This is a genomic window from Nonomuraea sp. NPDC050691 (assembly GCF_040654455.1).
Taxonomy (GTDB): Bacteria; Actinomycetota; Actinomycetes; order Streptosporangiales; family Streptosporangiaceae; genus Nonomuraea.
Genome location: NZ_JBFAIA010000139.1, coordinates 1 through 21932 on the forward strand (window position 1 = coordinate 1; position 21932 = coordinate 21932).

At 72.7% G+C, this 21932-nt stretch carries 22 protein-coding genes and 2 pseudogenes; 11 read left to right on the forward strand and 13 right to left on the reverse strand.

The features are described 5' to 3' along the window. Positions 1–112: 112 nt before the first annotated feature. Entirely contained in the window at positions 113–439 is a 327-nt protein-coding gene (locus AB0H81_RS33440) for a hypothetical protein (RefSeq protein WP_358382689.1), read from the reverse strand. A 38-nt stretch (positions 440–477) separates the two neighbouring features. Further along, entirely contained in the window at positions 478–591 is a 114-nt protein-coding gene (locus AB0H81_RS33445; protein WP_358382692.1) for an NAD-dependent epimerase/dehydratase family protein, read from the reverse strand. Between the two features lie 358 nt (positions 592–949). Between AB0H81_RS33445 and AB0H81_RS33450 the strand changes: the two genes are divergently transcribed. Both AB0H81_RS33450 and AB0H81_RS33455 read left to right on the forward strand, forming a co-directional pair. After that, the gene (locus tag AB0H81_RS33450; RefSeq protein ID WP_358382695.1) at positions 950–1282 is read left to right on the forward strand and encodes a helix-turn-helix domain-containing protein; all 333 of its coding nucleotides are present in this window, start codon (positions 950–952) and stop codon (positions 1280–1282) included. Then, positions 1168–1572: pseudogene (locus AB0H81_RS33455) on the forward strand (transposase); the annotation flags it as partial. The gene AB0H81_RS33450 and the pseudogene AB0H81_RS33455, both read left to right, overlap by 115 nt. Before the next feature lie 144 nt (positions 1573–1716). On the opposite strand, the pseudogene AB0H81_RS33460 reads toward AB0H81_RS33455, so the two are convergent. Together AB0H81_RS33460 and AB0H81_RS33465 are read right to left on the reverse strand one after the other, a co-directional pair. Further along, positions 1717–2211: pseudogene (locus AB0H81_RS33460) on the reverse strand (TSUP family transporter); the annotation flags it as partial. Between the two features lie 199 nt (positions 2212–2410). After that, complete coding sequence (locus AB0H81_RS33465; RefSeq protein ID WP_358382697.1) at positions 2411–2686, reverse strand: hypothetical protein; 276 nt, start codon at positions 2684–2686, stop codon at positions 2411–2413. A gap of 532 nt (positions 2687–3218) precedes the next feature. Between AB0H81_RS33465 and AB0H81_RS33470 the strand changes: the two genes are divergently transcribed. After that, positions 3219–3683: a hypothetical protein gene (locus AB0H81_RS33470; protein WP_358382700.1), complete on the forward strand. Its 465-nt coding sequence runs from the start codon at positions 3219–3221 to the stop codon at positions 3681–3683. An 8-nt stretch (positions 3684–3691) separates the two neighbouring features. Here AB0H81_RS33470 and AB0H81_RS33475 read toward each other — a convergent pair whose 3' ends face one another. Next, a complete protein-coding gene (locus AB0H81_RS33475) occupies positions 3692–5005 on the reverse strand; it encodes an MFS transporter (RefSeq protein ID WP_358382703.1) in 1314 nt (437 codons plus the stop codon). 63 nt (positions 5006–5068) lie between these two features. Further along, a complete protein-coding gene (locus AB0H81_RS33480) occupies positions 5069–6694 on the reverse strand; it encodes an ABC-F family ATP-binding cassette domain-containing protein (protein ID WP_358382705.1) in 1626 nt (541 codons plus the stop codon). Between the two features lie 257 nt (positions 6695–6951). Between AB0H81_RS33480 and AB0H81_RS33485 the strand changes: the two genes are divergently transcribed. After that, on the forward strand, positions 6952–7809 hold the full coding sequence (locus tag AB0H81_RS33485; protein WP_358382707.1) for an NAD(+)/NADH kinase: 858 nt from the start codon (positions 6952–6954) through the stop codon (positions 7807–7809). On the opposite strand, the gene AB0H81_RS33490 is transcribed toward AB0H81_RS33485, so the two are convergent. After that, positions 7755–9059, reverse strand: coding sequence for a YibE/F family protein (locus AB0H81_RS33490; RefSeq protein WP_358382709.1), 1305 nt, complete (start codon positions 9057–9059; stop codon positions 7755–7757). The two genes, AB0H81_RS33485 and AB0H81_RS33490, sit on opposite strands and share 55 nt — an antisense overlap. 173 nt (positions 9060–9232) lie before the next feature. Here AB0H81_RS33490 and AB0H81_RS33495 point away from each other — a divergent pair, with 173 nt between their 5' ends. Together AB0H81_RS33495 and AB0H81_RS33500 are read left to right on the forward strand one after the other, a co-directional pair. Next, on the forward strand, positions 9233–9946 hold the full coding sequence (locus AB0H81_RS33495) for a DUF72 domain-containing protein (RefSeq protein ID WP_358382710.1): 714 nt from the start codon (positions 9233–9235) through the stop codon (positions 9944–9946). Then, on the forward strand, positions 9947–10921 hold the full coding sequence (locus AB0H81_RS33500; protein WP_358382713.1) for a magnesium transporter CorA family protein: 975 nt from the start codon (positions 9947–9949) through the stop codon (positions 10919–10921). Here the strand turns inward: AB0H81_RS33500 and AB0H81_RS33505 are convergent. The 4 genes from AB0H81_RS33505 to AB0H81_RS33520 form a co-directional block, all read right to left on the reverse strand. Continuing rightward, positions 10899–11378, reverse strand: coding sequence for a DUF1850 domain-containing protein (locus AB0H81_RS33505; RefSeq protein ID WP_358382715.1), 480 nt, complete (start codon positions 11376–11378; stop codon positions 10899–10901). The genes AB0H81_RS33500 and AB0H81_RS33505 overlap by 23 nt on opposite strands. A 38-nt stretch (positions 11379–11416) precedes the next feature. Continuing rightward, on the reverse strand, positions 11417–12370 hold the full coding sequence (locus AB0H81_RS33510) for a TAXI family TRAP transporter solute-binding subunit (RefSeq protein WP_358382718.1): 954 nt from the start codon (positions 12368–12370) through the stop codon (positions 11417–11419). Continuing rightward, positions 12367–14442 (reverse strand): TRAP transporter fused permease subunit, encoded by a 2076-nt coding sequence (locus tag AB0H81_RS33515; protein ID WP_358382721.1) that lies wholly within the window; start codon positions 14440–14442, stop codon positions 12367–12369. The genes AB0H81_RS33510 and AB0H81_RS33515 overlap by 4 nt, the downstream gene beginning before the upstream one ends. Positions 14443–14854: 412 nt before the next feature. Further along, positions 14855–15322: an adenylyltransferase/cytidyltransferase family protein gene (locus AB0H81_RS33520; RefSeq protein WP_358382722.1), complete on the reverse strand. Its 468-nt coding sequence runs from the start codon at positions 15320–15322 to the stop codon at positions 14855–14857. 494 nt (positions 15323–15816) lie between these two features. On the opposite strand from AB0H81_RS33520, the gene AB0H81_RS33525 reads away from it, so the two are divergent. Next, entirely contained in the window at positions 15817–16218 is a 402-nt protein-coding gene (locus AB0H81_RS33525; protein ID WP_358382725.1) for an ATP-binding protein, read from the forward strand. A gap of 49 nt (positions 16219–16267) precedes the next feature. Here AB0H81_RS33525 and AB0H81_RS33530 read toward each other — a convergent pair whose 3' ends face one another. Further along, positions 16268–17239, reverse strand: coding sequence for a LuxR C-terminal-related transcriptional regulator (locus AB0H81_RS33530; RefSeq protein WP_358382727.1), 972 nt, complete (start codon positions 17237–17239; stop codon positions 16268–16270). Between the two features lie 250 nt (positions 17240–17489). Between AB0H81_RS33530 and AB0H81_RS33535 the strand changes: the two genes are divergently transcribed. Then, on the forward strand, positions 17490–18089 hold the full coding sequence (locus AB0H81_RS33535) for a hypothetical protein (RefSeq protein ID WP_358382730.1): 600 nt from the start codon (positions 17490–17492) through the stop codon (positions 18087–18089). Position 18090: 1 nt separating this feature from the next. Here the strand turns inward: AB0H81_RS33535 and AB0H81_RS33540 are convergent, their stop codons facing one another. Continuing rightward, the gene (locus AB0H81_RS33540; protein WP_358382733.1) at positions 18091–18939 is read right to left on the reverse strand and encodes a glycerophosphodiester phosphodiesterase family protein; all 849 of its coding nucleotides are present in this window, start codon (positions 18937–18939) and stop codon (positions 18091–18093) included. Between the two features lie 270 nt (positions 18940–19209). On the opposite strand from AB0H81_RS33540, the gene AB0H81_RS33545 reads away from it, so the two are divergent. The 3 genes from AB0H81_RS33545 (at position 19210) to AB0H81_RS33555 (ending at position 21926) form a co-directional block, all read left to right on the forward strand. Next, positions 19210–20364 (forward strand): ATP-binding protein, encoded by a 1155-nt coding sequence (locus tag AB0H81_RS33545; RefSeq protein WP_358382735.1) that lies wholly within the window; start codon positions 19210–19212, stop codon positions 20362–20364. After that, the gene (locus AB0H81_RS33550) at positions 20354–21217 is read left to right on the forward strand and encodes a response regulator (protein WP_358382738.1); all 864 of its coding nucleotides are present in this window, start codon (positions 20354–20356) and stop codon (positions 21215–21217) included. The genes AB0H81_RS33545 and AB0H81_RS33550 overlap by 11 nt, the downstream gene beginning before the upstream one ends. Before the next feature lie 100 nt (positions 21218–21317). Beyond that, positions 21318–21926: a hypothetical protein gene (locus AB0H81_RS33555; protein ID WP_358382741.1), complete on the forward strand. Its 609-nt coding sequence runs from the start codon at positions 21318–21320 to the stop codon at positions 21924–21926. The last annotated feature ends 6 nt before the right edge of the window (positions 21927–21932 follow it).

A 21932-nucleotide genomic window follows, 5' to 3' on the forward strand; every position in this document is an offset into this window, starting at 1 on the left:
ACCCACAGCCCCGCCCGCCCGCGCCGGCCGGCGGCGACATGCCCCGGGCCGCCCGCGCGTCCCGACCACCCTCCTCACGATCCTGGTCCGCCGACGCGGCGGTGAGGAAGCCTCACAGGTCCTGGCCCGCCCGCGCGGCGAGGAAGTCCTCCCAGGTGCGGCGGCCGGTCGCGCGGCCGGGGGCGAGGTCCGCGCCCTCCCGGAACGCGGCGGCGGTGCCGACGGGCTGGAACCGCACCCCGCTCCAGGTCGGCAGCCCCACCGGCAGCTTCGCGAACTGCCGCAGCGTCATCAGGATCCAGTCGTGGAACTGGGTGGCGCGCAGCGTGGTCCACGGGATGCCCGACTCGGCCACCAGCCGCTCGGCGGCGCGCTTGGCGCTGTGCACCACGGTCTCGGCCCCGCGCACGGCGGCCTCGAGCCCCTCGCCGGTGGACACGGCGCCCGTGACGTACGCGACGCCGTCCCGTCCCCGGGCTAGTGGCCGGCGCGGCTGAGCATCCGCACCTCGCGGCCCGCCGCCCGCAGGAGCGGGACGACGAGGCGCCCCAGCGTGCCCGTACCGCCGGTGACCAGGATGGGGGGCGGCATGACTGCCCCGCTTTCGTGCCGTTGTCCGAAGTCTCTGCCTGCTCGACACGCGGCGGGACGCGAATGTGACACGGTCCGGATCTCGATGAGGCGGCGGGCCCGTGAAAGCGGTCGGTGTGCCGGTGGAGCTGGGCAACGACCGGTCCGTCCGCGACAGGGACCACCACGCCATCCGAACCTTCCGAGGGGGCCTGGCCGCTTCAACCGTCGGGGGAATCGGGAGGGGGAGGGCCGCCAAGGCCCGAGTGTGCCGTGACCTTCTTGGTCCGCGCGTCACGGATGTCGTTCGGGTTCTACCGGCGTCGGCCGGTGTCGGCCGATACCGTGGTCGTCTGGTTACGGAACGTGGGAGGTGGGTGTGCGCAGGTCGGTCAAGTTCCTGCTCCGTCCCACCGTCAAGCAGGCCGCCGCGCTCACGCAGTGCCTGGAGGACCACCGGCAGCTGTACAACGCCGCGCTGGAGCACCGCCGCACCGCCCACGGCAAGGCCGGCGTGACCGTCCGTTACGGCGAGCAGTCGGCGGAGGGCGCCACCTGGCCGCCTGCGCCGACCGGCTCGCGGCGGCTCAACGCGACCTGGCCCGCAACAAACGCGGATCCAAGCGGCGTCGCAAGGCGGTGGCCCGGGTGGCCGCGCTGCACGCCAAGGTGCGGCGGCAACGCCTGGATGGCGCGCACAAGGCGGCGCTGACGCTGGTGCGGGCCTATGACGTGATCGCACACGAGGACCTGCGGATCACCAACATGACCCGCTCGGCGTCCGGCACGGTCGAAGCCCCTGGCCGCAACGTCGCCCAGAAGTCCGGCCTCAACCGTTCGATCTTGGACGCGGGTTGGGGGGTGTTCCTGCAGGTCCTCGCGGACAAGGCTGAAAGCGCCGGTCGAGAGCTGATCGCAGTCGATCCCCGCAGCACCTCCCGCACCTGCTCGCGATGCGGGCACTGCGCGAAGGAGAATCGCGTAACCCAAGCCGGGTTCCGATGCCAGGGGTGCGGGCATGCCGCGCACGCCGACGTGAACGCGGCGGTCAACATCTTGAGGGCAGGGCTTGCCCTTCGCCAGGTTGCGCAAGCGGCTTGGCGAGAAGCCGCTCCCTTCAGGGAGCGGAGGAGTCACGTAGATGATGCCCTGGGCGGCGGCGAAGTAGCCGCCGTAGACGCTCGCGAGCGTCAGCCCCGCGAACAGCAGGGGGCCGCCGTCGGGGCGCGCGGGCCGCCCGGAGGTCTCCCGGCGGCGCCTCACGCGTTCGCCGATCCAGGGCTGGAGGCCGATCAGGACGAGCGCGAGCGTCACCAGGACCGGGACGATGGTCTGGAACGCCGTGGCGGGCAGGGCCAGCAGGAGCGCGGCGCCCGTGAGGCCGCCGACCAGGGAGCCCGTACCCAGTCGCGCGAGACGACGGTCCTGGCCGCTCAGCTCCTTGCGATAACCGATGACGCCGCCGACCGAGCCGATGACGCCGCCGACCGAGCCGGGGATCAGGCCGAGCGCGTTCGAGACCGTGGCGGTGACGGGCGGGAGGCCGACGGCGAGGAGGACGGGGAAGCTGATCAGCGTGCCGGAGCCGACGACGGTGTTGAGGCCTCCGGCGAGGACTCCGGTCCCGAAGACGGCGAGCATGTGCCCCGGTGTCACGCCGTGGGTCCCTTCACGGCCTCGGCTGCGGGGACGGCGGGCGGGATGGCGGGGCGGGGGTCATGCTCCGCATCGTAGGAGGACGACCCTTCGTCAAGGATCGAAGGGTCGCCGCCCGGACGTGGGCGGGTGTCCCGCGAGCGCTTGTCCCGCGAGACACCCACCGGTCACTGTCTGGCGTGGGTCAGTGGTTCCACCACCAGCCGCCGCCGCCTCCGCCGCCACCGCCCCAGTTACCCTTGCACCACTGGAGCTCCCAGGCGCCGTGGCGCCAGCAGTACTTGCACCGGCGGCCGTGCCACCAGCGCCACATGCACCTGGTGGCCGTGGCCGAGGTGACGTGCTGGGACGAGGGCGTCGCGCACTTGGGGGCGGCGCTGGCGGCCTGCGAGGTGGCCGCGCCGCCGACGACGAGCGTGGAACCCGCCAGAGCGGCGGTGATGACGAGACGCTTGAGCATCAGAGATCACTCCCTGAGGTGAGGATCGCCTTCCGGACATGACCGGCGATCTGGCTGGAGCGTCGAATTCGGGTTTTCCCGGGATACGCCGGATGCGGCGCACTGAACTCAGGCTAAAGGGGGTGGTGGGCGCCGTCTCCCGTCACGAGGCAAAGCCTTATTTCCGGATATATCACTACACAGCCGGATATTTCTGATATGTCCCGACTGGCGGTCGTGAGGCGAGGCCGCGCGCGGCCAAAGGATTCTCTGCACAGGGTAAATTCCCGCACCTTGCGGGTTTGGAGCTGGGTGCCTGATACCGGCAGCGCCGCGTAGGTCGTGGACTTTCCCCGCGGGCAGCCCCTGCGGGCGGCGCCCGGCTCATGAGGAATGAGTTGGCTCGAACAAGGGGCGAAGGCGGGATCAATGCGATTTAGTCTGACTTGAGATAGTTTGTTCCTTGTGGGGCTATATGTCCTCGGGTTGAGGGGAATTCAATGAGGTGCGTCTTCGGGCGCGTGTTTGTGCTCTTCGTCGAAGAGGAGAAGACATGCATCAGACACGCTCGTCCATCGTCCTCGGGTCGGCGCTCGTCGCGACCCTCACGTTCGCTCAGGGATTCACCGCTGACGCCCTGGCCGCCGCATCTTCGGTAGAGACCGGACAGACGTCGGCGCTGCGTGACGTGTGCGACGGCAAGGGATTTGGTTGCGCGAAGGGGCACTCCGACGGCTATGCCGACGGCAATCGGTGCCTTCCGCCCAACCCGACCGGCTCCCCGGACTCGGGCCAGCCGGATTACAGATACGGCTACGACGCCGGCTACGCGGCGGGCCGGGCCCGCGGCGGCTGCGGCGGCGGGGGAGGCCAGTCCAGGAAGGCCGCGCTCAGGGCGGCCGGCGCGGCCCAGGGCGCGTCCGACGCGGATACCTTCCACCGGTGCGTGAGGCGCAACTTCAGAGACATGCCGAAGCCGTACAAGCGCGGCTACAGAAGCGCCAACCCCTATTGCTAGGAAACGCGTCAGGTGGCGGCGGTGACCAGGTGGCTGTCGTCGTGCGGGTCGTCGAGCCGGTCCAGCCGGGCCCGGCCACGCAGGCGCATCAGCGTCACCGCCGCCACCGCCATCAGCGCCCCCGCCCCGCACACCGCCCAGCGCGGCCCGGCCCAGTCGGCGACGACGCCCTGCAGGAGCCCGCCCACCGGCAGCGACGCCGTGTAGGTCATGATCCGGCACGCCATGACCCGACCCCGCATCCCGTCGGCCACGATGACCTGGATCGAGGTGTTCACCGACGAGATGACCGCCAGGAACGACCCGCCCACGACGATCAGCGCCGCCACCCCCCACGCGTACCCCGGGGCCGCCCCGAAGGCGATCATGGACAGCCCGTACAGCACCAGCCCCCAGCGCACCACCAGGCCGAGGCGGAGCTTGTGGTGCCAGCCCGAGACGAGCGGCGCCGCCACGACCGCGCCCAGCCCGAGCGCCGCGTTGAGCAGCCCCAGCCCTACCGGCCCGGCCTCGAAGACGCTGCCCGCGAACACCACCGTGAACTGGAAGATCGGATGGCCGAGCACCCCCACCAGCACCGACACCACGAGCGCCATGACGAGCCCCGGCTGGCCCCGGATGTAGCGGGGCGCGGCGAGGAAGCGGCGGGTCATCCCCGCGGGCGCCGCCTGCTGGGGGCGCCCGGCGCGCGGGTGGATCGCCGCCAGGGCCGCGAGCACGAACAGGAACGACACCGCGTTCAGCAGGAACGTCCACGAGGGTCCCAGCACGGCCAGCAGCAGCCCGGCGAGGGCGGGCCCGAGGGAGCGGGCGGTGTTGAACTGCAGGCTGTTCAGGGTCACCGCCGAGTGCAGGTCGCCGCGCGGCACCAGGTCGCTGACGAACGACTGCCAGGTCGGCATGTTGAACCCGGCGAAGACGCCGCCGAGGCTCACCAGCACGAGCATGACCACCGGGTCGCGCTGCCCGGACGTCCACACCAGCCACAGCAGCAGCGCGGAGACCGCCATCCCCGACTGGGTGACCAGCAGGATGCGCTTGCGCGAGCGCCGGTCGGCCAGGGTTCCGCCCACCGGCGCCAGGAACACGCTGGGCAGGAACTGCGCCAGGCTGACCAGCCCGACCCAGAAGGCGCTGCCGGTGATCTGGTACAGCACGTACGGCACGGCCAGGTTGCTCAGCCAGCTCCCGGTGCTGGAGACCAGGGCGCCGCCCCAGAAGATCGCGAAGTCGCGGTGGCGGAAGGCCCGCAGGGAGTGGCGCACCCCGCGCGGCGTGCGGATCTCGGACGGCTGCGACGGGGGAAGGCGTTCCTGCTTCACGCGTGCATTCCTCCCCCGTCAGGCGGGCGCGTCAGCGCCGCCACGCCGGGGATTGCGGTTTCGTCACTCCCCGGACGGCGCCCCGGTCTCCAGCAGCCGGCCGCCGGACAGCTCCAGCCACCGATCCACCCCGATCTCGGCGAGGAACCGCTCGTCGTGGCTGACCACCACGAACGCTCCCTGGTACGCGCCGAGCGCGCCCTCAAGCTGCCCCACGCTGACCAGGTCGAGATTGTTGGTCGGTTCGTCGAGCAGCAGGAGCTGGGGCGCCGGCTCGGCGAAGAGCACGCAGGCCAGCGTGGCGCGCAGGAGTTCGCCGCCGGACAGCACACCCACCGGCAGGTGCGCCCGCGCGCCGCGGAACAGGAAGCGCGCCAGCAGGTTCATCCGCTCCGCGTCCGGCATGCCGGGGGCGAACGCGGCCAGGTTCTCTGCCACGGTCCGCTCGGCGTCGAGCAGGTCGAGCCGCTGCGACAGGTAGGCGACCCGGCCGTCGGCCCGCGTGGTGGTGCCGCCGTCGGGCTCCAGGTCGCCGCTGACCAGGCGCAGCAGGGTGGACTTGCCCGCGCCGTTGGGTCCGGTCAGCGCGATGCGCTCGGGTCCGCGCACGGTCAGGTCGATGCCCGGTTCGGTGAACAGGCCGCGGGCCCGCAGGCGTTCGCCCTGGAAGACCGTGCGCCCGGCGGGCACGTTGGTCCCGGGCAGCTCCAGCGCGATCCGCTGGTCCTCGCGCAGCGCCCGCCCCGCCTCGTCGAGCCGGGCCTTGGCGTCGCCGACGCGGGAGGCGTGCATCTGGCCCGCCCTCCCGGCCGACTCCTGGGCGCCGCGCTTCATGTTCCCGGCGAAGATGCGCGCCAGCCCGGCGTTCTTGAGGTTGCGGGCGGCGTTGCCCGCGCGGCGCTCGGCCCGCTCCCGCGCCTGCTGCATCTCGCGTTTCTCCCGCTTGAGGTCCTGCTCGGCGCTGCGCACGCTCCGCTCGGCGGCCTCCTGCCCGGCGCGTACGGCCTCCTCGTAGGCGGTGAAGTCGCCGCCGTAGAAGCGGATCTCGCCCCGGTGGAGCTCGGCGATGCGGTCCATGCGGTCGAGCAGGGCCCGGTCGTGGCTGACCACGAGCAGGCAGCCGTTCCAGTCGCCGAGCACGTCGTGCAGGCGACGGCGCGCGCCGAGATCCAGGTTGTTCGTCGGCTCGTCGAGCAGCAGGACGTCGGGCCGTCTGAGGAGCTGCGCGGCCAGGCCGAGCGAGACGATCTGGCCGCCGCTCAGGGTGCGCAGGGTGCGGCCGAACGCGATGTCGCCGAGGCCGAGCCGGTCGAGCTGGGCACGGGTGCGCTCCTCGATGTCCCAGTCGTTGCCGATCGTGGTGAAGTGCTCCTCGCTCGCGTCGCCCGACTCGATGGCGTCGAGCGCGGCGATCAACGGGGCGATGCCGAGCACCTCCGCCACGGTCAGGTCGCCGGCCAGCGGCAGGCTCTGCGGCAGGTGGCCGAGCACCCCGCTGACGGACACGCTCCCGGCGCGGGGCCGCAACTCGCCGGCGATCAGCTTGAGCAGGGTGCTCTTGCCGGCGCCGTTGGGGGCGACGAGGCCCGTACGGCCGCCGCCCACGGTGAAGGACAGGTCGCTGAAGACTGGCGTGTCGTCAGGCCAGGAGAAGGACAGGCCGGAACAGATGATGAACGCATCGGACATGCGGAAGACCTCGTACGTGATCCGGGCGCGCGGGAGCCCGCCCGGCAAGGGGACAGGGATGAGGGAACGACGACGAGGGCCACGTCGGCGGCGGTCGATGTGCGCCTGCCGGGGCCGGTCGATCTCCGGTATCACCCGGAGATGTCGTCGTCACCTGCCATGTCTGGTCTCCTGCTTTCCGATCACGAGGGCCTCCCACCCTAGCAGTCCCGGCCGCGCCACGCCCGCGGTCATCCGGCGCGGCTAGGGTGGTGGCCATGGGAATGGTCGGAACGGTCGGGCTGGTGCTGCACCCGCGACGCGACTCGCAGGAGGCGATCAACGACATCCTCCGCTGGGCCGAGGGGCGCCACGTCACGGTGCTCGGCCTGCCCGAGGAGGTGGGCCGGATCGACTGCAGCGCCGTGCCCGTGGACGCCGACGCCCTCGTCGAGCGGGCCGACCTGCTCGTCAGCCTGGGCGGCGACGGCACGATGCTGCGCACCATGCGGCTCATCGCCGGGCGCCGCACCCCGGTGCTCGGCGTGAACCTGGGGCGGCTCGGCTTCCTCGCCGAGATCGACGTGCGCGACCTGCCCGCCACGCTGTCGGCCATCGACTCCCACGCCTACGCCGTCGAGCCGCGCATGGCCGTACGCGCCAAGCTGGGGGAGGAGGAGGTCACCGCGTTCAACGACATCGCGCTGGCCCGCATCCCCGGCGAGGGCCTGGCCGCCATCAACGTCACGCCGGCCGGCGACCCGTTCGTCCGCTACGCCGCCGACGCGGTGATCGTGGCCACCTCCACCGGGTCCACCGCCTACAGCTTCTCCGCCGGCGGGCCGATCGTCTCGCCGCGCGTCGAGGCGGTGCTGGTGGTGCCGGCGGCGGCCCACTCGGTGTTCAACCGCGCCCTGGTGCTGCCCGCCGACGAGGAGGTCACGCTGGAGGTGCTGCCGACCAGCGGCCGGGTGGCCGTCGAGGTCGACGGCGCGGTGCACGCCCACCTGTGCCCGGGCGACCAGGTGTCGATCGTCGCGGTGCCGGGCGCGGCCAACGTGGTGCGCGTCGGCAGCACGTTCTACGAGCGGGCGCGGCGCAAGCTGGGCGTCGAGGGCAGCACCGCCGCCGGCTGAGCGCCCTCACGGGAGGAGCCGGGGTACGCGCCGGAGTCCGGGTGCGGGCGCGGGCCGGAGGACTCACCGGGGTCGTCGCGGCGGGTGGCCACCAGCGCGGCCAGGGCCGTGGTGATCGGCACGGCCGAGATGAGCCCCAGCGTGCCCACCACGCTGCGAATGATCTCCTGGGCGATGACCGGCGTCGTCAGCACCTCGTCCAGCGGTTGCGCGCCCACGCTGAACAGCAGCAGGAGCGGCAGCGAAGCTCCCGCGTACGCCAGGATGATCGTGTTGATGACGGAGGCGATGTGCGCGCGCCCGACCCGGCTGCCGGCCCGGTAGAGCCGCCGCCAGCCGTACGACGGGTTGGCGGTGGCCAGTTCGGTGACCGTGACCGCCTGGGTGACCGTCACGTCGTCCAGGACGCCGAGCGCGCCGATGATGACGCTCGCCAGCAGCAGCCCCCGCGGGTCGATCCTGGTGCTGAATCCCAGCATGAACGAGGTGTCGTCGGTGACCCCGCTCAGCTCGGCGAACGTGATCGCCCCGTACGCGAGCAGGCCCGTCACCGTGAGGCTGGCCAGCGTGCCCAGGACGGCCATGGACGTCGTCAGCGTGAACCCGTGCGTCAGGAACAGCACGGTCAGCATGATCGCCGCCGCGCCCACGATGGCCACCAGCATGGGCGGCTCGCCCTCCAGGATGCCCGGGATCACGAACGCCAGCAGCAGCACGAACGTGATCGCCAGCCCGGCCAGGGCCGTGACCCCGCGCCAGCGCCCGAACGCGATCACCGCCAGCGCGAACGCCACGGCCGACAGCCACAGCGCGCCCGTCCTGTCATGATCCGAGAGCTGATACTCCGCCTCGTCCCCCGCTGTCTCCTCTTCGGCCGCCTCGTCCCCGGCGGCCTGGTCCGCGGCGGTCCCGTCCCCGTCCCGCTCGCCGCCGATGCGGATGAGCACCACGTCGTCGCCCGGGGCGAAGCGCTGCGCCCCCGGCCCTCTGGGCAGCGCCAGCCGCACCTCCCGCCCCGCGTCCGGCCCCTCCTCCACGCGCACGGTCGCGTGCCCGCAGGTCGCCGGGTCCGGCGGTGCCGCACCCTCCGGGAACTCCCCGCACGGCCCGGGATGGACGGCCACGACCATGCCGCCGAGCTGGTCGCCGCCCGTCCCGGCCGGGACCGCCGGCCGTCCGGACGGCCACAGCCACACGAGCAGGACGACCGTCGCCACCGCCACCGGCACCAGCACGGCCAGCGTCGCCACCACCGCCCGCCGCGGCGCGGCCTCCCTGCGCCGACGCCCATGCCCATGCCCATGCCCATGTCCGTGCCCGTGTCCGTGACCGGCGCCCATCGCACCCCTCCCGAGTGTCGCGATCAGTGACAGTAACGCACCCGCGGCCGGGTACTCGCCGCCTTCGCGGGTAGGCGGATCCCATGACGACCTGGGTCGGCACCTCGGGGTGGCAGTACAAGGACTGGCGCGACGTCCTGTACCCCGAGGGCGTGCCGCAGCGGCTGTGGCTGGAGACGTACGCCGAGACGTTCCGCACCGTCGAGAGCAACAACGCGTTCTACCGTCTGCCCTCGCCCGAGTCGTTCGCCGGCTGGCGCGACCGCACCCCGGACGGGTTCGTCATGGCGGTCAAGGCGAGCAGGTATCTCACCCACATCAAACGGCTCGCCGACCCGGAGGAGCCGGTGCAGCGGCTCATGAACGCCGCCTCCCGGCTCAAGGAGAAGCTCGGGCCGGTGCTCGTCCAGCTCCCGCCGACGTTCAAGGCCGACCCCGAGCGCCTCGACCGCTGCCTGGCCGCCTTCCCCGGCGGCGTGCGCGTCGCCGTCGAGTGCCGCCACCCGTCATGGTGGACCGGCGAGGTCCGCGACGTGCTGGAGGCGCGGGGCGCCGCCCTGTGCTGGGCCGACCGCCTCGGCCGGCCGGTGGCGCCGTTCTGGCGCACCGCCTCCTGGGGGTACGTGCGGCTGCACGAGGGACGCGCCACGCCCAGGCCCTCGTACGGCGACACGTCGCTGCGCACCTGGGCGGGGCGCGTCCGGGACGCGGGCTGGCAGGACGCCTACGTCTACTTCAACAACGATCCGGGGGGCGCGGCGGTGCGCAACGCCACCCGCTTTGCGAGACTTCTTTAGGTGCACACACGCCTGTACCGCAACGGTGTCCTCGACAAGGAAGGCTTCCCCGTCGAGGAGGTCTCCGAGTACGTCCGTGACCCGGACAACACGGTCTGGTTCGACCTGTGCAGCCCCACGCGGGAGGACCTCGACGTCCTGGAGGAGGAGCTGGGCCTGCACGAGCTGGCCGTCGAGGACGTCGTCTCCGGGCACCAGCGCCCCAAGGTGGACATCTACGACCGGCACCTGTTCATCACCGTCTACGGGATCCACATCGACGAGGGGCGGCTCGCCCCGGTCGAGGTGGACGTCTTCGTCACGGCCAACGCCCTGGTCACGATCCGCGAGGACGAGCGCTTCGACATCCGCCAGGTGATGCGGCGCTGGGACGCCACCGACGAGACCCTCGGCGCCAACGGCGTCTCCTTCCTGCTCCACGGGCTGCTCGACTACGTCGTGGACGGTCACCTCGACTACGTCGAGGACGTCGACGGGCGCATCGAGGACCTGGAGGAGCAGCTCTTCGACGAGGACCGGCCGGTCGACGGCCGCGTGCTCCAGCGCACCCTCTACGAGCTGCGCCGCGACATCGCCCGCTTCCGCAAGATCGCCATGCCGATGCGGGAGGTGCTCGGCACGCTGCTGCGCCGCAACAAGGGCCTGGTCGCCGGCAGCGCGATGGCCCCCTACTACGAGGACGTCTACGACCACGTGATCCGCGTCGACGAGTGGCTCGAGTCCACCCGCGACCAGCTCGCGAACCTGCGCGAGACCCGGCTGGCGCAGCAGGGCATGCGCCTCAACGAGATCATGAAGCGGCTCACCGGCTGGGCCGCCGTCATCGCCGTGCCCACGCTGATCACCGGCTTCTACGGGATGAACGTCCCCTACCCGGGCTACGGGAGCGGCTGGGGGTTCTGGCTGTCGGCCGTGCTGATCGCCGGGATCTCCGTCGGGCTGTACGCCGCGTTCAAGAAGAGGGACTGGCTGTGATCCCGCGCCCGACGGCGAAACGCAGCCGGTCGAACGGCGGCGGGCACGGGCCGCCCCGGTCGTCCAGGGCGGGCCGTACCGTGAGGGTGATCGCGCGGGCGCCCGAGGCGGGGTGGAGCGGCAGGCAGCGGCCGCCCGCGACGAGCGTCCGGCGCCCGATCGGGGTGGCGATGAGCGGCAGCTCGTCGTAGGTCACCGGGACGGCCAGGCGCAGCGCCCAGCCCCCGTCCGGGGTGCGGGAACGCGTCCCGTCGAGGGCGTAGTAGTCGATGACGCCGCCGCTGGAGGAGACGACGGCCCACATGGTGAACCGGCCGCCGCGCGCCGTGAACACCTCCGCCGACGGCGCCCGGTAGACCGAGTGGACGTAAGCGAGGGCGAAGATCCCGGACGGCGGCAGCAGGAGCCCGGCGACGGCCGGGCGGCCGGCCCCGGCGGCCGGGGCGAGCGCGAGCACGCACGCCAGCGCCCCGGCCAGGGCCGGCCGGCCGCGGGTCAGCCCTTCTCCTTGTAGTAGCGGGCCGCGCCCGGGTGGAGCTGCACCGGGCCGGTCTGCTGCCCGAGCTTGGGGTCCAGCTTGTTCGCCTCCGGGTGGACGGCCGCGAGCTGCGCCTTGCGCTCGTACAGCACCCGGGTGACGTCGTAGGCGAGCTGCTCGTTCATCGAGTCGGGCACGAGCAGCACGTTGGCCACGCCGACCGTCTTGATCGTGCCCTTCAGCTTGTAGACGGACATGTCGATGTCGAGGCCGACGTACTCCTGGCCGTACTTGGACTGCATGCCGGCCAGCGCGTCGGAGGTGTCGAGCATGCGCATGTCCGGCCGGCTGGTGGCGAGGTCCACGACACCGGCCGTGGGCAGGCCGCCGACCCAGAAGAACGCGTCGATGGTGCCGTCCTTGACGGCCTGCACCGACTCGTTGATCGACAGCTGCTGCTTGCTGATGTCGGTGTCGGGGGCGAGGCCGACGGCCTCCAGCATGCGGCGGGCCACGACCTGGGTGCCGGAGTTGGGCGGGCCGAGGGAGACGCGCTTGCCCTTGAGGTCGGCCACCTTCTCCGCCTTGACGCCGGGGGCGACCACGACGTGCGCGTAGTTGTCGTAGATGCGGGCGATGGCCTTGACCGGCTGCTTCTCGGTGAACGTGCCCGTGCCGTTGACCGCGTCGGCGGCCGTGTCGGACTGGGAGAAACCGATGTCGGCCTTGCCGGTGGCGAGCAGCTTGATGTTCTCGACCGAGGCGGAGGTGACCGAGGCCGTCGCCTGGGTGTCGGCGATGCCGGAGCTGAGCTGCTTGGCCAGGCCGCCGCCGTACACGTAGTAGACGCCGGTCGTGCCTCCGGTGGCGATCGACAGCCGGTTGCCCCGCCCGCCGCCAGCACCGCCGCCGCAGCCGGCCGCCGCGGCGGCCAGGACGGCGGCGGCGAGCACCGCGATGATCCGCTTCACGTTCGGTGTCTCCTTTGCCTGATGAGGTGGACGGCCGCAGCGACGGCCAGCACGGCGAGGCCCGCGGCGATGGGGACGGGTTCGAGGAAGAGCAGCAGCACGGCCGCGACCGCCGCGAGCAGCCGCTCGGGCACGCCGGGCAGCCCGCCGGTCGCCATGGCCAGCGCCGCCACGGCCACGGCCGAGACCGCCGCCATGAGCAGCACGGTGCCGATCGGCCCCTGCCCGAGCAGCGCCTGGCCGTTGGGGGTGAGCACGAACGCGAACGGCACCAGGAACGCGGGCAGCGTGTAGCGCCAGGTCATCATCATGGTCTTGTACGTGTTGCCGCCCGTGATGGCCGCCGCGGCGACGGCCGACAGCGCGGTCGGCGGGCTGACCTCCGACAGCACCGCGTAGTAGAAGACGAACATGTACGCCTCGGCCGGCGTGACGCCGAGCTGCGTGAGCGCCGGCCTGATGATGACCGCGGCGATGATGAAGCTCGCGGTCACCGGCACGGCCAGCCCCAGGAGCATGACGGCCACGCCCGCGAGCAGGGTCGTCAGGAGGAGGTTGCCCGCGGCGACGTCCACGATGATCGAGCTGAGGTTCAGGCCCAGGCCGGTCTGGGTGATGACGCCGACGATGATGCCCGCCGCCGCGCACACCGCGGTTACCGGCAGCACCTCCAGCGTGCCCTTGGCCAGCGCCTCGCCGACCCGGCGCGGCCCCATCCGGTGGGCCGGGTCGAGGAACGACAGCGCGAAGGCGATCGCGGTCGCGACGACGACGGACTGGAAGGCCGAGCGGTCCAGCGCCATCAGCACGATGATGAGGATCAGCGAGCTGAAGTGGTAGCCGAAGCGCAGCAGCAGCCGGCCCGCGCTCGGCGCGTCCACCTCGACGGCGCGCGTCCCGAAGCGGCGCGAGTCGATCTCGATGGCCAGGAAGATGCCGAGGTAGTACAGCAGCGTCGGGATCGTCGCGTAGAGGAGCACCTCCAGGTAGCTGACCTGGAGCAGCTCGGCGATGATGAACGCCGCCGCGCCCAGCGTCGGCGGCGACAGGATGGCGCCGATGCCGCCGGCCGCCAGGATGCCGCCGGCCGGTTCCCTCGGGTAGCCGGCGCGCCTGAGCACCGGCCAGGCGACGCTGCCCAGGCTGACCGTGGTCGCCACGCCGGAGCCCGACACGGTGCCGAGCAGGAACCCGGCCAGGGTGACCGTCCGGCCCGGCGCCGAGCGCGAGCGGCGGAACGCGGCGAAGCTCAGGTCGATGAAGAACTTGCTGGCTCCGGAGAAGTCGAGGACCGCGCCGTAGATGGTGAAAAGGATGATGTAACTCGCGGCCACCTGGAGGGGCACGCCGAAGAATCCCTCGGTGCCGGTGTAGAGCTGCGACACGATCTGCGAGACGTCGAATCCGCGGTGCCCGATCGGCCACGTGATAGGCAAATACGCCCCGAAATAGGCATAAATTAAGAAAATTATGCAGATGATGGTGAGTGCCCAGCCGACCGTGCGCCGTACGGCCTCCAGGAGCAGCACGGTCAGCGCCACGCCCGCCACCAGGTCGAGCGACGTCAGCGCCGACCCGGACCCGCGGTCGCGGAAGGCGTCGATGTCCAGCAGCGGGTAGACCAGCACGGCGACGGACGCCGCGGCGAGCAGCCAGTCGGCCACGCTCGGCCGCTCACCGCGTCCACCGCCTCTCTCGCCGCCTTCCGCGCGGGCGCCCGCCTCCCCCGCGGGAACCCCGGCGACGCCCGAGGCCGGGGCGGTGGCGGGATCGGGGTCACCGGCGGCCGGGCCGGAGTCGTCCTCCGGGCGGAAGCGTCCCCGCGTCCGCCGTACCAGGGACGACCACCCCGACCGGTAGCACAGGAACACCAGCGGCAGCGCCACCGCCAGGAACGTCATCCGCTGCTCCAGCGCCTCCACCGGCCGGAACACGACGATGAGCGCGTAGACGGACAGCAGGCCGCCCGCGATCCGCACGCCGAGCCAGAGGCGGCCGGTGAGCACCCGGGCGGGGCGTTCCTGCTCGTGGGCCGCCGCCAGTTCCGGCGCGCGATCGCTCAGCTCGGTCACAAGGTCCTCCCCGACAGGCGTTGCGGGGAATGTACGTTCCCTTTACCGCCCTGGGGAAGAGCCCGTTACCCTTCCTTGACAAGAAGGATCATGCGCTCTTCGGAAAACGACCACGATTAAGGGCGCATTGTCGCCCGAAACCCGCGATGCCGGCCGACCGGAAAAGCGTCATGGGGTGCCGGAAAAGCGTCACGCGCACCGCTCCGCGGAAAACCGTCGATGGGGACCCTCCCCGTGGTTCTTTCCCGCCTGCCACGTCGGCGGCCCTCCTGTGAGCCCTCCGCCGCCTCTGCGAGTCCTCCGCGTCCTGGGAGTCCTCCGAAGGGGAGGAGCGGGACGTCAGGGGCCCTCGAGGGGAGAAGGCGGCGCGTGGGGGAGCGCTTGAGGGGAGAGGGGGCGCGTGGGGGAGCGCTCAGCCCTTGCCCGCCGCGTTCACGATGCGGGTGGTCGAGCGGTCGGGGATGGCCTCCAGCTCCCAGCACTCGGCGCCCAGCAGCGCCGCGGCGGCGCGCCGGCCGCCCGCGTGGGGGTCGCCCGCGGTGTGCGCGAGCGCGCCGGGCCGCATGGGGGCGAGCAGGTCGATGTAGTCCTCCGGGCCGTGCGCCTCCGGCGCGCCCGTCACGATGAACACGCCCTCCACGAACCGCAGCGCGGCCATCACCTCGGCCCGCTCGACGGCCGGGTTGAGCGGCCGGCTCGGCCCCTTCCAGGCGCGGACCCGAGGGTCGTCCTCCACCCCCACGACCAGCGGCAATCCGCGCGCGGCGACCGCTCCCAGGTAGCGCACGTGGCCCACGTGCAGGATGTCGAACACCCCGGTGACGACCACCGCGCCGGGCTGGGCGTACGGCTGCACCCAGACGGCCTCCAGGCTGCTCACGTGGGCACTCCTCCTCGTCGATGCGTCGATCGCAGACTACTCGGTCATCCGGAGGGGCCGTGCGGGTGACCATGGGAAAGGGCATTCCTACCTTTTGGCCATATCTCCTGCCATGAGGTGGCGCGTCTTATGACGTCGCCGGAATGGGGGAGGCCGCCGTGACACCGACGCACTCACACGACACGGAGCACGACACGGAGCGCGACACGGAGCACGACACAGGGAATGACAAGGGACGCCACGCGGAGCAGGGGACGGGGCACGGTGCAGGTCGCGACGGGGAGCAGGGGGCGGGCACAGGTCAGGAGGCGGACACCGCATCGTGGTCGGGACCGGGGGCGGGGATCGGGACGGGCTCAGGGGCGGCGACGGGGCCAGGGGTGGCATGGGGATCACCGGGGGCGGCGTCAGGGGGCGTGTCGAAATCGAGGGAGATGCCGAGGTCGGGGGACGTCTCGGGGGACGTCCGGCGTGTTCCGGGCACGAGAGACCTGATGCTGCGCTTCCCGGGGGTCCCGTCGCAGGTGCCGAGGGCCCGGCGGCTCGTCGCGGCGGTCCTGGGCCGCGACCACCCGCTCTACGACGACTGCGCGCTGCTCACCACCGAGCTGGCCACGAACGCCGTCCTGCACTCCCGCTCCGGGGCGGGCGGCTGGTTCACGGTGGCGGTGCGGGCCTCGGGGGCGGCGGTGCGGGTCTGGGTGGCGGACGCGGGCTCCGACGAGCCGCCCTGCGCCTGTCGTACGACAGGCGACCGGCCGGACCCGGACGGCGCGCACGCCACGAACGGACGCGGCCTGCCGCTGCTGGAGGCGCTCAGCCACCGCTGGGGTCTCAGCCGCGCCGGCGGAGCCACGACGGTCTGGTTCGAACTCGCTCCCGCCACCGCCGGATGATCTGAGGCCCCGCGGTTGCCTCTGGATCTGGTCGGAGGGCTCGGAGTGTTCAGAGGTCGAGGCGGCACAGGCCCTCGGCCAGGGCCTTGGTGGTGAGGCGGGTGCGGCTGTCGCAGCCCAGCTTGGTGAAGATGTGCTCCAGGTGCGTGGTCACCGTGCGCACGCTGAGCACCAGCGCGGCGGCGATCTGCGGGTTGGAGTCGCCGGCCGCGACGCGGGTGAGCACGTCCACCTCCCGCCCCGTCAGGTCGTACGGCAGCGAACACGGCCGCTCGGCGACCACCGCGCCCTGGATCGTCCCCTGGAAGCCCACCCCGGCCCGCAGCAGCCGCAGCTCGTGCCAGCGGCCGTCGCGCCCGAGCCACAGCCCGTGCCGGTTCAGCTCCCTGGCGTCGATGAACGCCCGGGCCAGCGCCGCCAGCCCCGGCTCCCCGGTCAGCGCCGCCGACGTCGTGAAACCCGGCACGTCACGGCGCGTGCCCTGCCGGTCGAACGTCACCGCGTTGAACCCGCTCGGCAGTCCCACCGGGTCGATGACGCACCGGGTCAGGTCGGTGACGTGCGCCAGCATCGGCGACACGGCCGTGATCAGCGGCTCGGCCAGCTCGGGGAAGGCGTCGCGCGAGGCCAGGTGCAGCAGGCCCGTGTACCGTCCCTCGGCCAGGAACAGGGGCGCGGTCAGCCCGGCCGCCCAGCCGTAGGGGGCGAGGTGGCGGCGGAAGTAACGTTCGGTGCCCGGCTCGGGCATGCTCACGGGTGCGCGCGTGGCCATCGCCCGCCGGTAGGCGTCGAGCCCGGTGTACTCCTCTGCGGCGTCGCGGTCGATGCGGTGGTGACCGTCGGAGACGACGCTGTGGTGCCGGCCGGTGGCGGGGTCGAACGCGACGAACTCGTACGCGTCGAGCGGCACCACCCGGCGCAGGGCCGCCATCGCGGCGTGCGCTCCGCCCCCTCCGGCGACCTCGTAGCCGACCTCGGCGAACGCCTGCAACTGGCGGACGTTCAGGGTGATCTCGGCCACGGTTCTTTATATCCCACGCGGCCCCGACCTTTCGCTCGGCCACGCTGAACCCGGACATCCCCCCAGGCACGTCTCCAGGTCTCCGGGCTGCTCGGAGTCTCCCGGCGCGCCCAGGGGCTGCCGGTGCGCAGGTCTGTCTGGAGTCTTCCGGCCTCCTCCCGGTCTCGGGACTGCCGGTCTCCTGTGCCCCCCGCACCATCGCGTCGCCTTCCCCACCTGGGCCAGGCTGATCGGTCGCCATGATCGCGTAATGTTTGCTGGCATGATGGCCGACCGGGTGGCGCGCAGGGTGACGGACGTGCTGGCGCCGCAGGTGCTGGTCATCGCCATGCCGCCCGTCGTGGGGCTGGTGGCCCAGGGGTGGACGGGCGCCGTGTGGGGCCTGCTGGCCTCCGCGCTGTGCGGCGGCGTGCCCGCCGTGGTGATCGCGCTCGGGGTGCGGTCCGGGCGGCTGGACTCCCATCACATCGTCGACCGGGCCCGCCGTACCGGCCCGCTGCTGTCGGCGGTGGCGGCCGTGCTGGTGGCGCTCGTGCTGCTCGTGGTCCTCGGCGCGCCCACGCTGCTGGTGGCGACCGTGGCGGGCATGCTCGTCGCGCTGGCCGTGACCGTGCCCGTGACGCTGCGGTGGAAGATCTCCTTCCACGCCGCCGTGTCGGCGGGCACGGTGGTGGTCCTGGCGCATGTCCTGCCGCCCGTGCCCACGGCGCTCGCCGGGGGCGCCGTCGTGGCGCTGGTGTGCTGGGCCCGGGTACGGCTCGCGCACCACACGGCGGCCCAGGTGGCGGCGGGGACCCTGGTGGGCGTCGCCAGCACCTGGGCCACGCTGGCGGCCTTCGGCCTGGGCTGACTCAGGCGGCGCGTTCTTCCTCGTCGAGGACGTCCCTCGCCACGTCCGGCCGGTTGGAGATGACGCCGTCCACCCCGTGGGCGAGCATCCGCCGCATGACCGCCGGGTCGTCCACGGTCCAGGTGAGCACCCGCATGCCGCGCGCGTGCACGAGCCGTACGTAAGCGGAGGTGATGTCCCGGTACGGCGGGTTGATCTGGTCGGCGAACCGGGCCAGCTCGGCCAGCCGCCCGGCGGACGGCGTCCCGAGGAGGCCGACCGGCACGTCCGGCATGAGCGCGTGGAAGCGGCGGATCGAGTCCCAGTCGAACGACTGCACCACCAGCCGCCCCGGCTCCAGCCAGGCGGGAGAGCGGCGCAGCTCGGCGGCCACGCGGGATTCGATGCCGGGGTACAGGTGCGGCGCCTTGATCTCCAGCAGGAGCCCCATCCCGCTGTCGCTCATGGCGCGCAGCGTCTCGGCGAGCGTGGGGACCCGCTCGCCCTCGTAGTCGCCGTCGAACCACGAGCCGGCGTCCAGTTTGCGGATCTCGGCCAGTGACAGGCCGGACACCCGCCACGGCGCGCGGCCGGGGAAGACCTTCTCGGCGTCGGTGGTGCGGGCGAGCGTGGTGTCGTGCATGAGGACGAGCCGGTGGTCGCGCGTCTCCTGGACGTCCAGCTCGTACATGTCGGCGCCCTGCTCGGCGGCCAGCTCGAAGGCGGCGACGGTGTTCTCGGGCGCGTACGCGGAGGCTCCGCGGTGCGCGACGGCGACGGGCCGCTCCGCGCGGGCGGTGGCGGGCGGGGCGGTGACGACCGCCAGGACGATCAGCATGGTCGCGATGACGGGGCCGGGTCGTCGGATCATGAGTCTCCTCGGGTCCGGGGGAGCGGTTCCGCCCTTGAACCTGACAATCCTGCATGACCGTAGGTTGAGATTCGGGTTACTCCGGGATGTCGAGTGGAGGATGTGGCGTCGCGGTGGGCGTAGCCTGTCCGCCGCGCCACTCACCAGGTCATGACATGTCGGGAAAGGTGAGTGCGCCGGAGGCTGCCCGTAACCAACGCGCCGATCGCCACGATGTCCGGGAACGAGGGCCGTGGATGCCAGGGTTTCAAGGTCTGCCGGGGAGGTGGGGTGTCGGGCCAGGTGAAGCGCCACACCGAGGTGCGCATGGCCAGGATGATCGCCTACACCCGGGCCGGGACCACGCCCTTCGTCTACATCCCGCTGCTCGGCTGGGACGACCTCCAGTATCCGGTCCTGTCCGTCGTCACCGCGATGGCGGCCACGGCCGAGGCGGTGTGGTTCTTCCGCCGCGCCTGGCGCTCGGGCGACCTGCGCGACCCGCTGCTCATCTGGGGCGACGTCGTGTTCTGCGTGGTGGTCATGCTCATCGGCACGCGCGCCGCGTTCCCGGCGGACCGCAACGTGATCACGACGGAGTTCCTGCCGTACAGCCTGGTGGCCTCGGCGGCGATGGGGTTCGGGCTGGGGTTCGGCCGGCGGGCCGTGCCGGGGCTCGCGGTGCTGTGCCTGTCGTGGCCGGTCGCGCTCTACCCCCACTACGCCATCAAGCTGGTCTCCGACCTGCTCGGATTCCTGCTCTGGTACGGCATCGCGGTGCTGATCGGCCGGGAGCTGCGCACGCTCGCGGACGCGGCGGAGAAGGCCCAGGAGGCGACCCGGCGGGCCGAGCGCCTCCTCGCCGAGCAGGAACGCCTCACCGTGATCACCCGGCATCGGGAGCTCACCCACCGGGAGATCCACGACCACCTGCTGCCCATCGTCGACCACGTCGCCGCCGGGCAGCACGTCGATCCCGGGCTGGCGCGGGCGGCGCGGCTCGGGGCCAACCGGGCGCGCCGCTTCATCATGGACCCCCGCGCCGCCGACGAGCTGCCGTTCGAGCAGCTCATGGAGGAGGTCTGCGACACCTACATCGCGCGGGGGCTCGCGCTGACGTCGGTGATCCTCGTGGACGGCGACCCGCCCGAGGAGGTGGGGGAGGCCGTCGCCGCGGCGGCCCGCGAGGCGCTCACGAACGTGCTCAAGCACGCGGGAGAGGACACGCGCGTGAACCTGTTCGTGGAGGCGGGCCCGGACCGGCTGGAGGTGGTGATCCGCGACCGGGGACACGGGTTCGCGGCCGGGCAGGCGCGGCCGGGCGGCGGTTTCCTGCGCACGTTCGCCGCCGTCGCCCGGCATGGGGGCGTCTGCGACGTCACCTCGGAGCCCGGGGCGGGCACCCGCGTCGCGATCCGCTGGCCGGTAGCCGCCCATGCCGGATGAGACCTCCGGCGGCGGCCCCGGCGCGGCCCCCGGCGCGGGCTCCGGGGCGGGCTCCGCCAAGCTGATCATCGTCGACGACCATCCGTCCGTCACGGAGTCCATCACGCTGCGGCTGCTGGACGCGGGCTTCGCGGTCCTGCCCCCGGTGCCGGACGTGGAGGACATCGACTGGGCGCTGTCCCCGGACGTCGCGATCTGCGACCTGCGGCTCCTGCCCGGCCTTTCGTGGGGCGGCGCGATCCGGCACCTGTCCACGCACGGCTGCCGGGTGCTGGCCATGTCCGGGGTCGCCACGCCCGAGCAGGTGCTGGACGCGATCGAGCAGGGCGCGCGGGGGTTCGTGGAGAAGACGTCCATGCCCGCCGAGTTCGTCTCGGCGGTCGCGGCCGTCGTCGGGGGCCACCACCACGTCTCGGCCCGCCTGGCCGGCTACATCCTGGAGGACGTCCGCCGCCGCCCGCTCGCCGACGGCGAGCTCGGGCCGGTGGAGCTGGGCGTCGTGCGGGCCTTCGCCCAGGGCGACAGCGCCACGGAGGCCGCGCGGCGCGCCGCGGTGCCCGAGGCGGAGCTGCACGCGCTGGTCGCGCGGGTCTTCGAGGTCGTCCGGCGCCGCCGCAGGGACCGGCGCTACCGGCTGACCGCGCGCGAGCGGGAGGTGGTGCGGCTGGTCGGCCATCTCGGCATGACCCGGCACGAGGCGGCCCGCGAGCTGCGCGTCAGCGAGGACCGGGTGTCGGATCTGCTGGCGGGCGTGCGCGACAAGTACGTGGCCTGCCATCCCGGCGAGAGCCGCAACCTGGCGCCGCTGAGCGCGGCCATCCGCTGGGCCAACGAGCTGGGCATCCTTCCCTAGCACAGGACCACCACGGCGACAATCCCCAGCTTTCCGGGGATACCGGACCGTTCCAACGGCCGGTACTCATGAGGTGACGACGGCTGGACCGGAGGGGAACATGGGCACGGAGCACTCGATGGGCAGGCCCGGCGGGCGGCGGTTCCTGGCGGGGGCGGCGCTGCTCGCGGGCCTGGGCGCGCTGCTGGTCGCGCCCGCCCCGGCGAACGCGGCGACGGCGACGGCGTACCAGGTGGAGGGTCTGCGGATGGGGGCCCGGGCGCGGGCGGTGGTGGTGCTGCGGGCCGGGCGGGTCCTGAGCTTCCAGCAGATCAAGGGGACGCCCAGCGCCCGCGCGAGGGCCCGGGTCGCCAACGCCGTCTTCACGTTCTTCGAGAACGGCACGTTCGCGTTCACCACCACGGACGTCCGCACCGATCTGTACCCGCTGCGCGGCCGCTTCCGGATCAACGGCAACCGGGTGAGCCTGTCGGCGCACGGATCCTCGGCCATCGGCGGCAGCAGCGCCTTCACCGAGCTGATCGGGAGCATCGACTTCTCGTCGCGGCCGGGGGTGATGACCCTCGACTGGGCGAGCGGGGCGGGGTACGGGGCGGTGGTGAACGGCACGAGGTTCGGGACGGGGGCCTCGTCCCAGAATGTTCCAGCAGCTCGCCGACCTCCGCGCCGATGCCCTCGCGGCCGGCGGGCAGGGGCCCGGACGCCTTGAAGACGG

Bases quoted from the DNA above. Each gene is read 5' to 3' on its own strand.
- AB0H81_RS33445 (WP_358382692.1), bottom strand. From the start codon at position 591: ATGCCGCCCCCCATCCTGGTCACCGGCGGTACGGGCACGCTGGGGCGC.
- AB0H81_RS33540 (WP_358382733.1), bottom strand. From the start codon at position 18,939: ATGATCCGACGACCCGGCCCCGTCATCGCGACCATGCTGATCGTCCTG.
- AB0H81_RS33485 (WP_358382707.1), top strand. From the start codon at position 6,952: ATGGGAATGGTCGGAACGGTCGGGCTGGTGCTGCACCCGCGACGCGAC.
- AB0H81_RS33555 (WP_358382741.1), top strand. From the start codon at position 21,318: ATGGGCACGGAGCACTCGATGGGCAGGCCCGGCGGGCGGCGGTTCCTG.
- AB0H81_RS33550 (WP_358382738.1), top strand. From the start codon at position 20,354: ATGCCGGATGAGACCTCCGGCGGCGGCCCCGGCGCGGCCCCCGGCGCG.
- AB0H81_RS33480 (WP_358382705.1), bottom strand. From the start codon at position 6,694: ATGTCCGATGCGTTCATCATCTGTTCCGGCCTGTCCTTCTCCTGGCCT.
- AB0H81_RS33465 (WP_358382697.1), bottom strand. From the start codon at position 2,686: ATGCTCAAGCGTCTCGTCATCACCGCCGCTCTGGCGGGTTCCACGCTC.
- AB0H81_RS33525 (WP_358382725.1), top strand. From the start codon at position 15,817: ATGCTGCGCTTCCCGGGGGTCCCGTCGCAGGTGCCGAGGGCCCGGCGG.
- AB0H81_RS33470 (WP_358382700.1), top strand. From the start codon at position 3,219: ATGCATCAGACACGCTCGTCCATCGTCCTCGGGTCGGCGCTCGTCGCG.
- AB0H81_RS33495 (WP_358382710.1), top strand. From the start codon at position 9,233: ATGACGACCTGGGTCGGCACCTCGGGGTGGCAGTACAAGGACTGGCGC.
- AB0H81_RS33535 (WP_358382730.1), top strand. From the start codon at position 17,490: ATGTTTGCTGGCATGATGGCCGACCGGGTGGCGCGCAGGGTGACGGAC.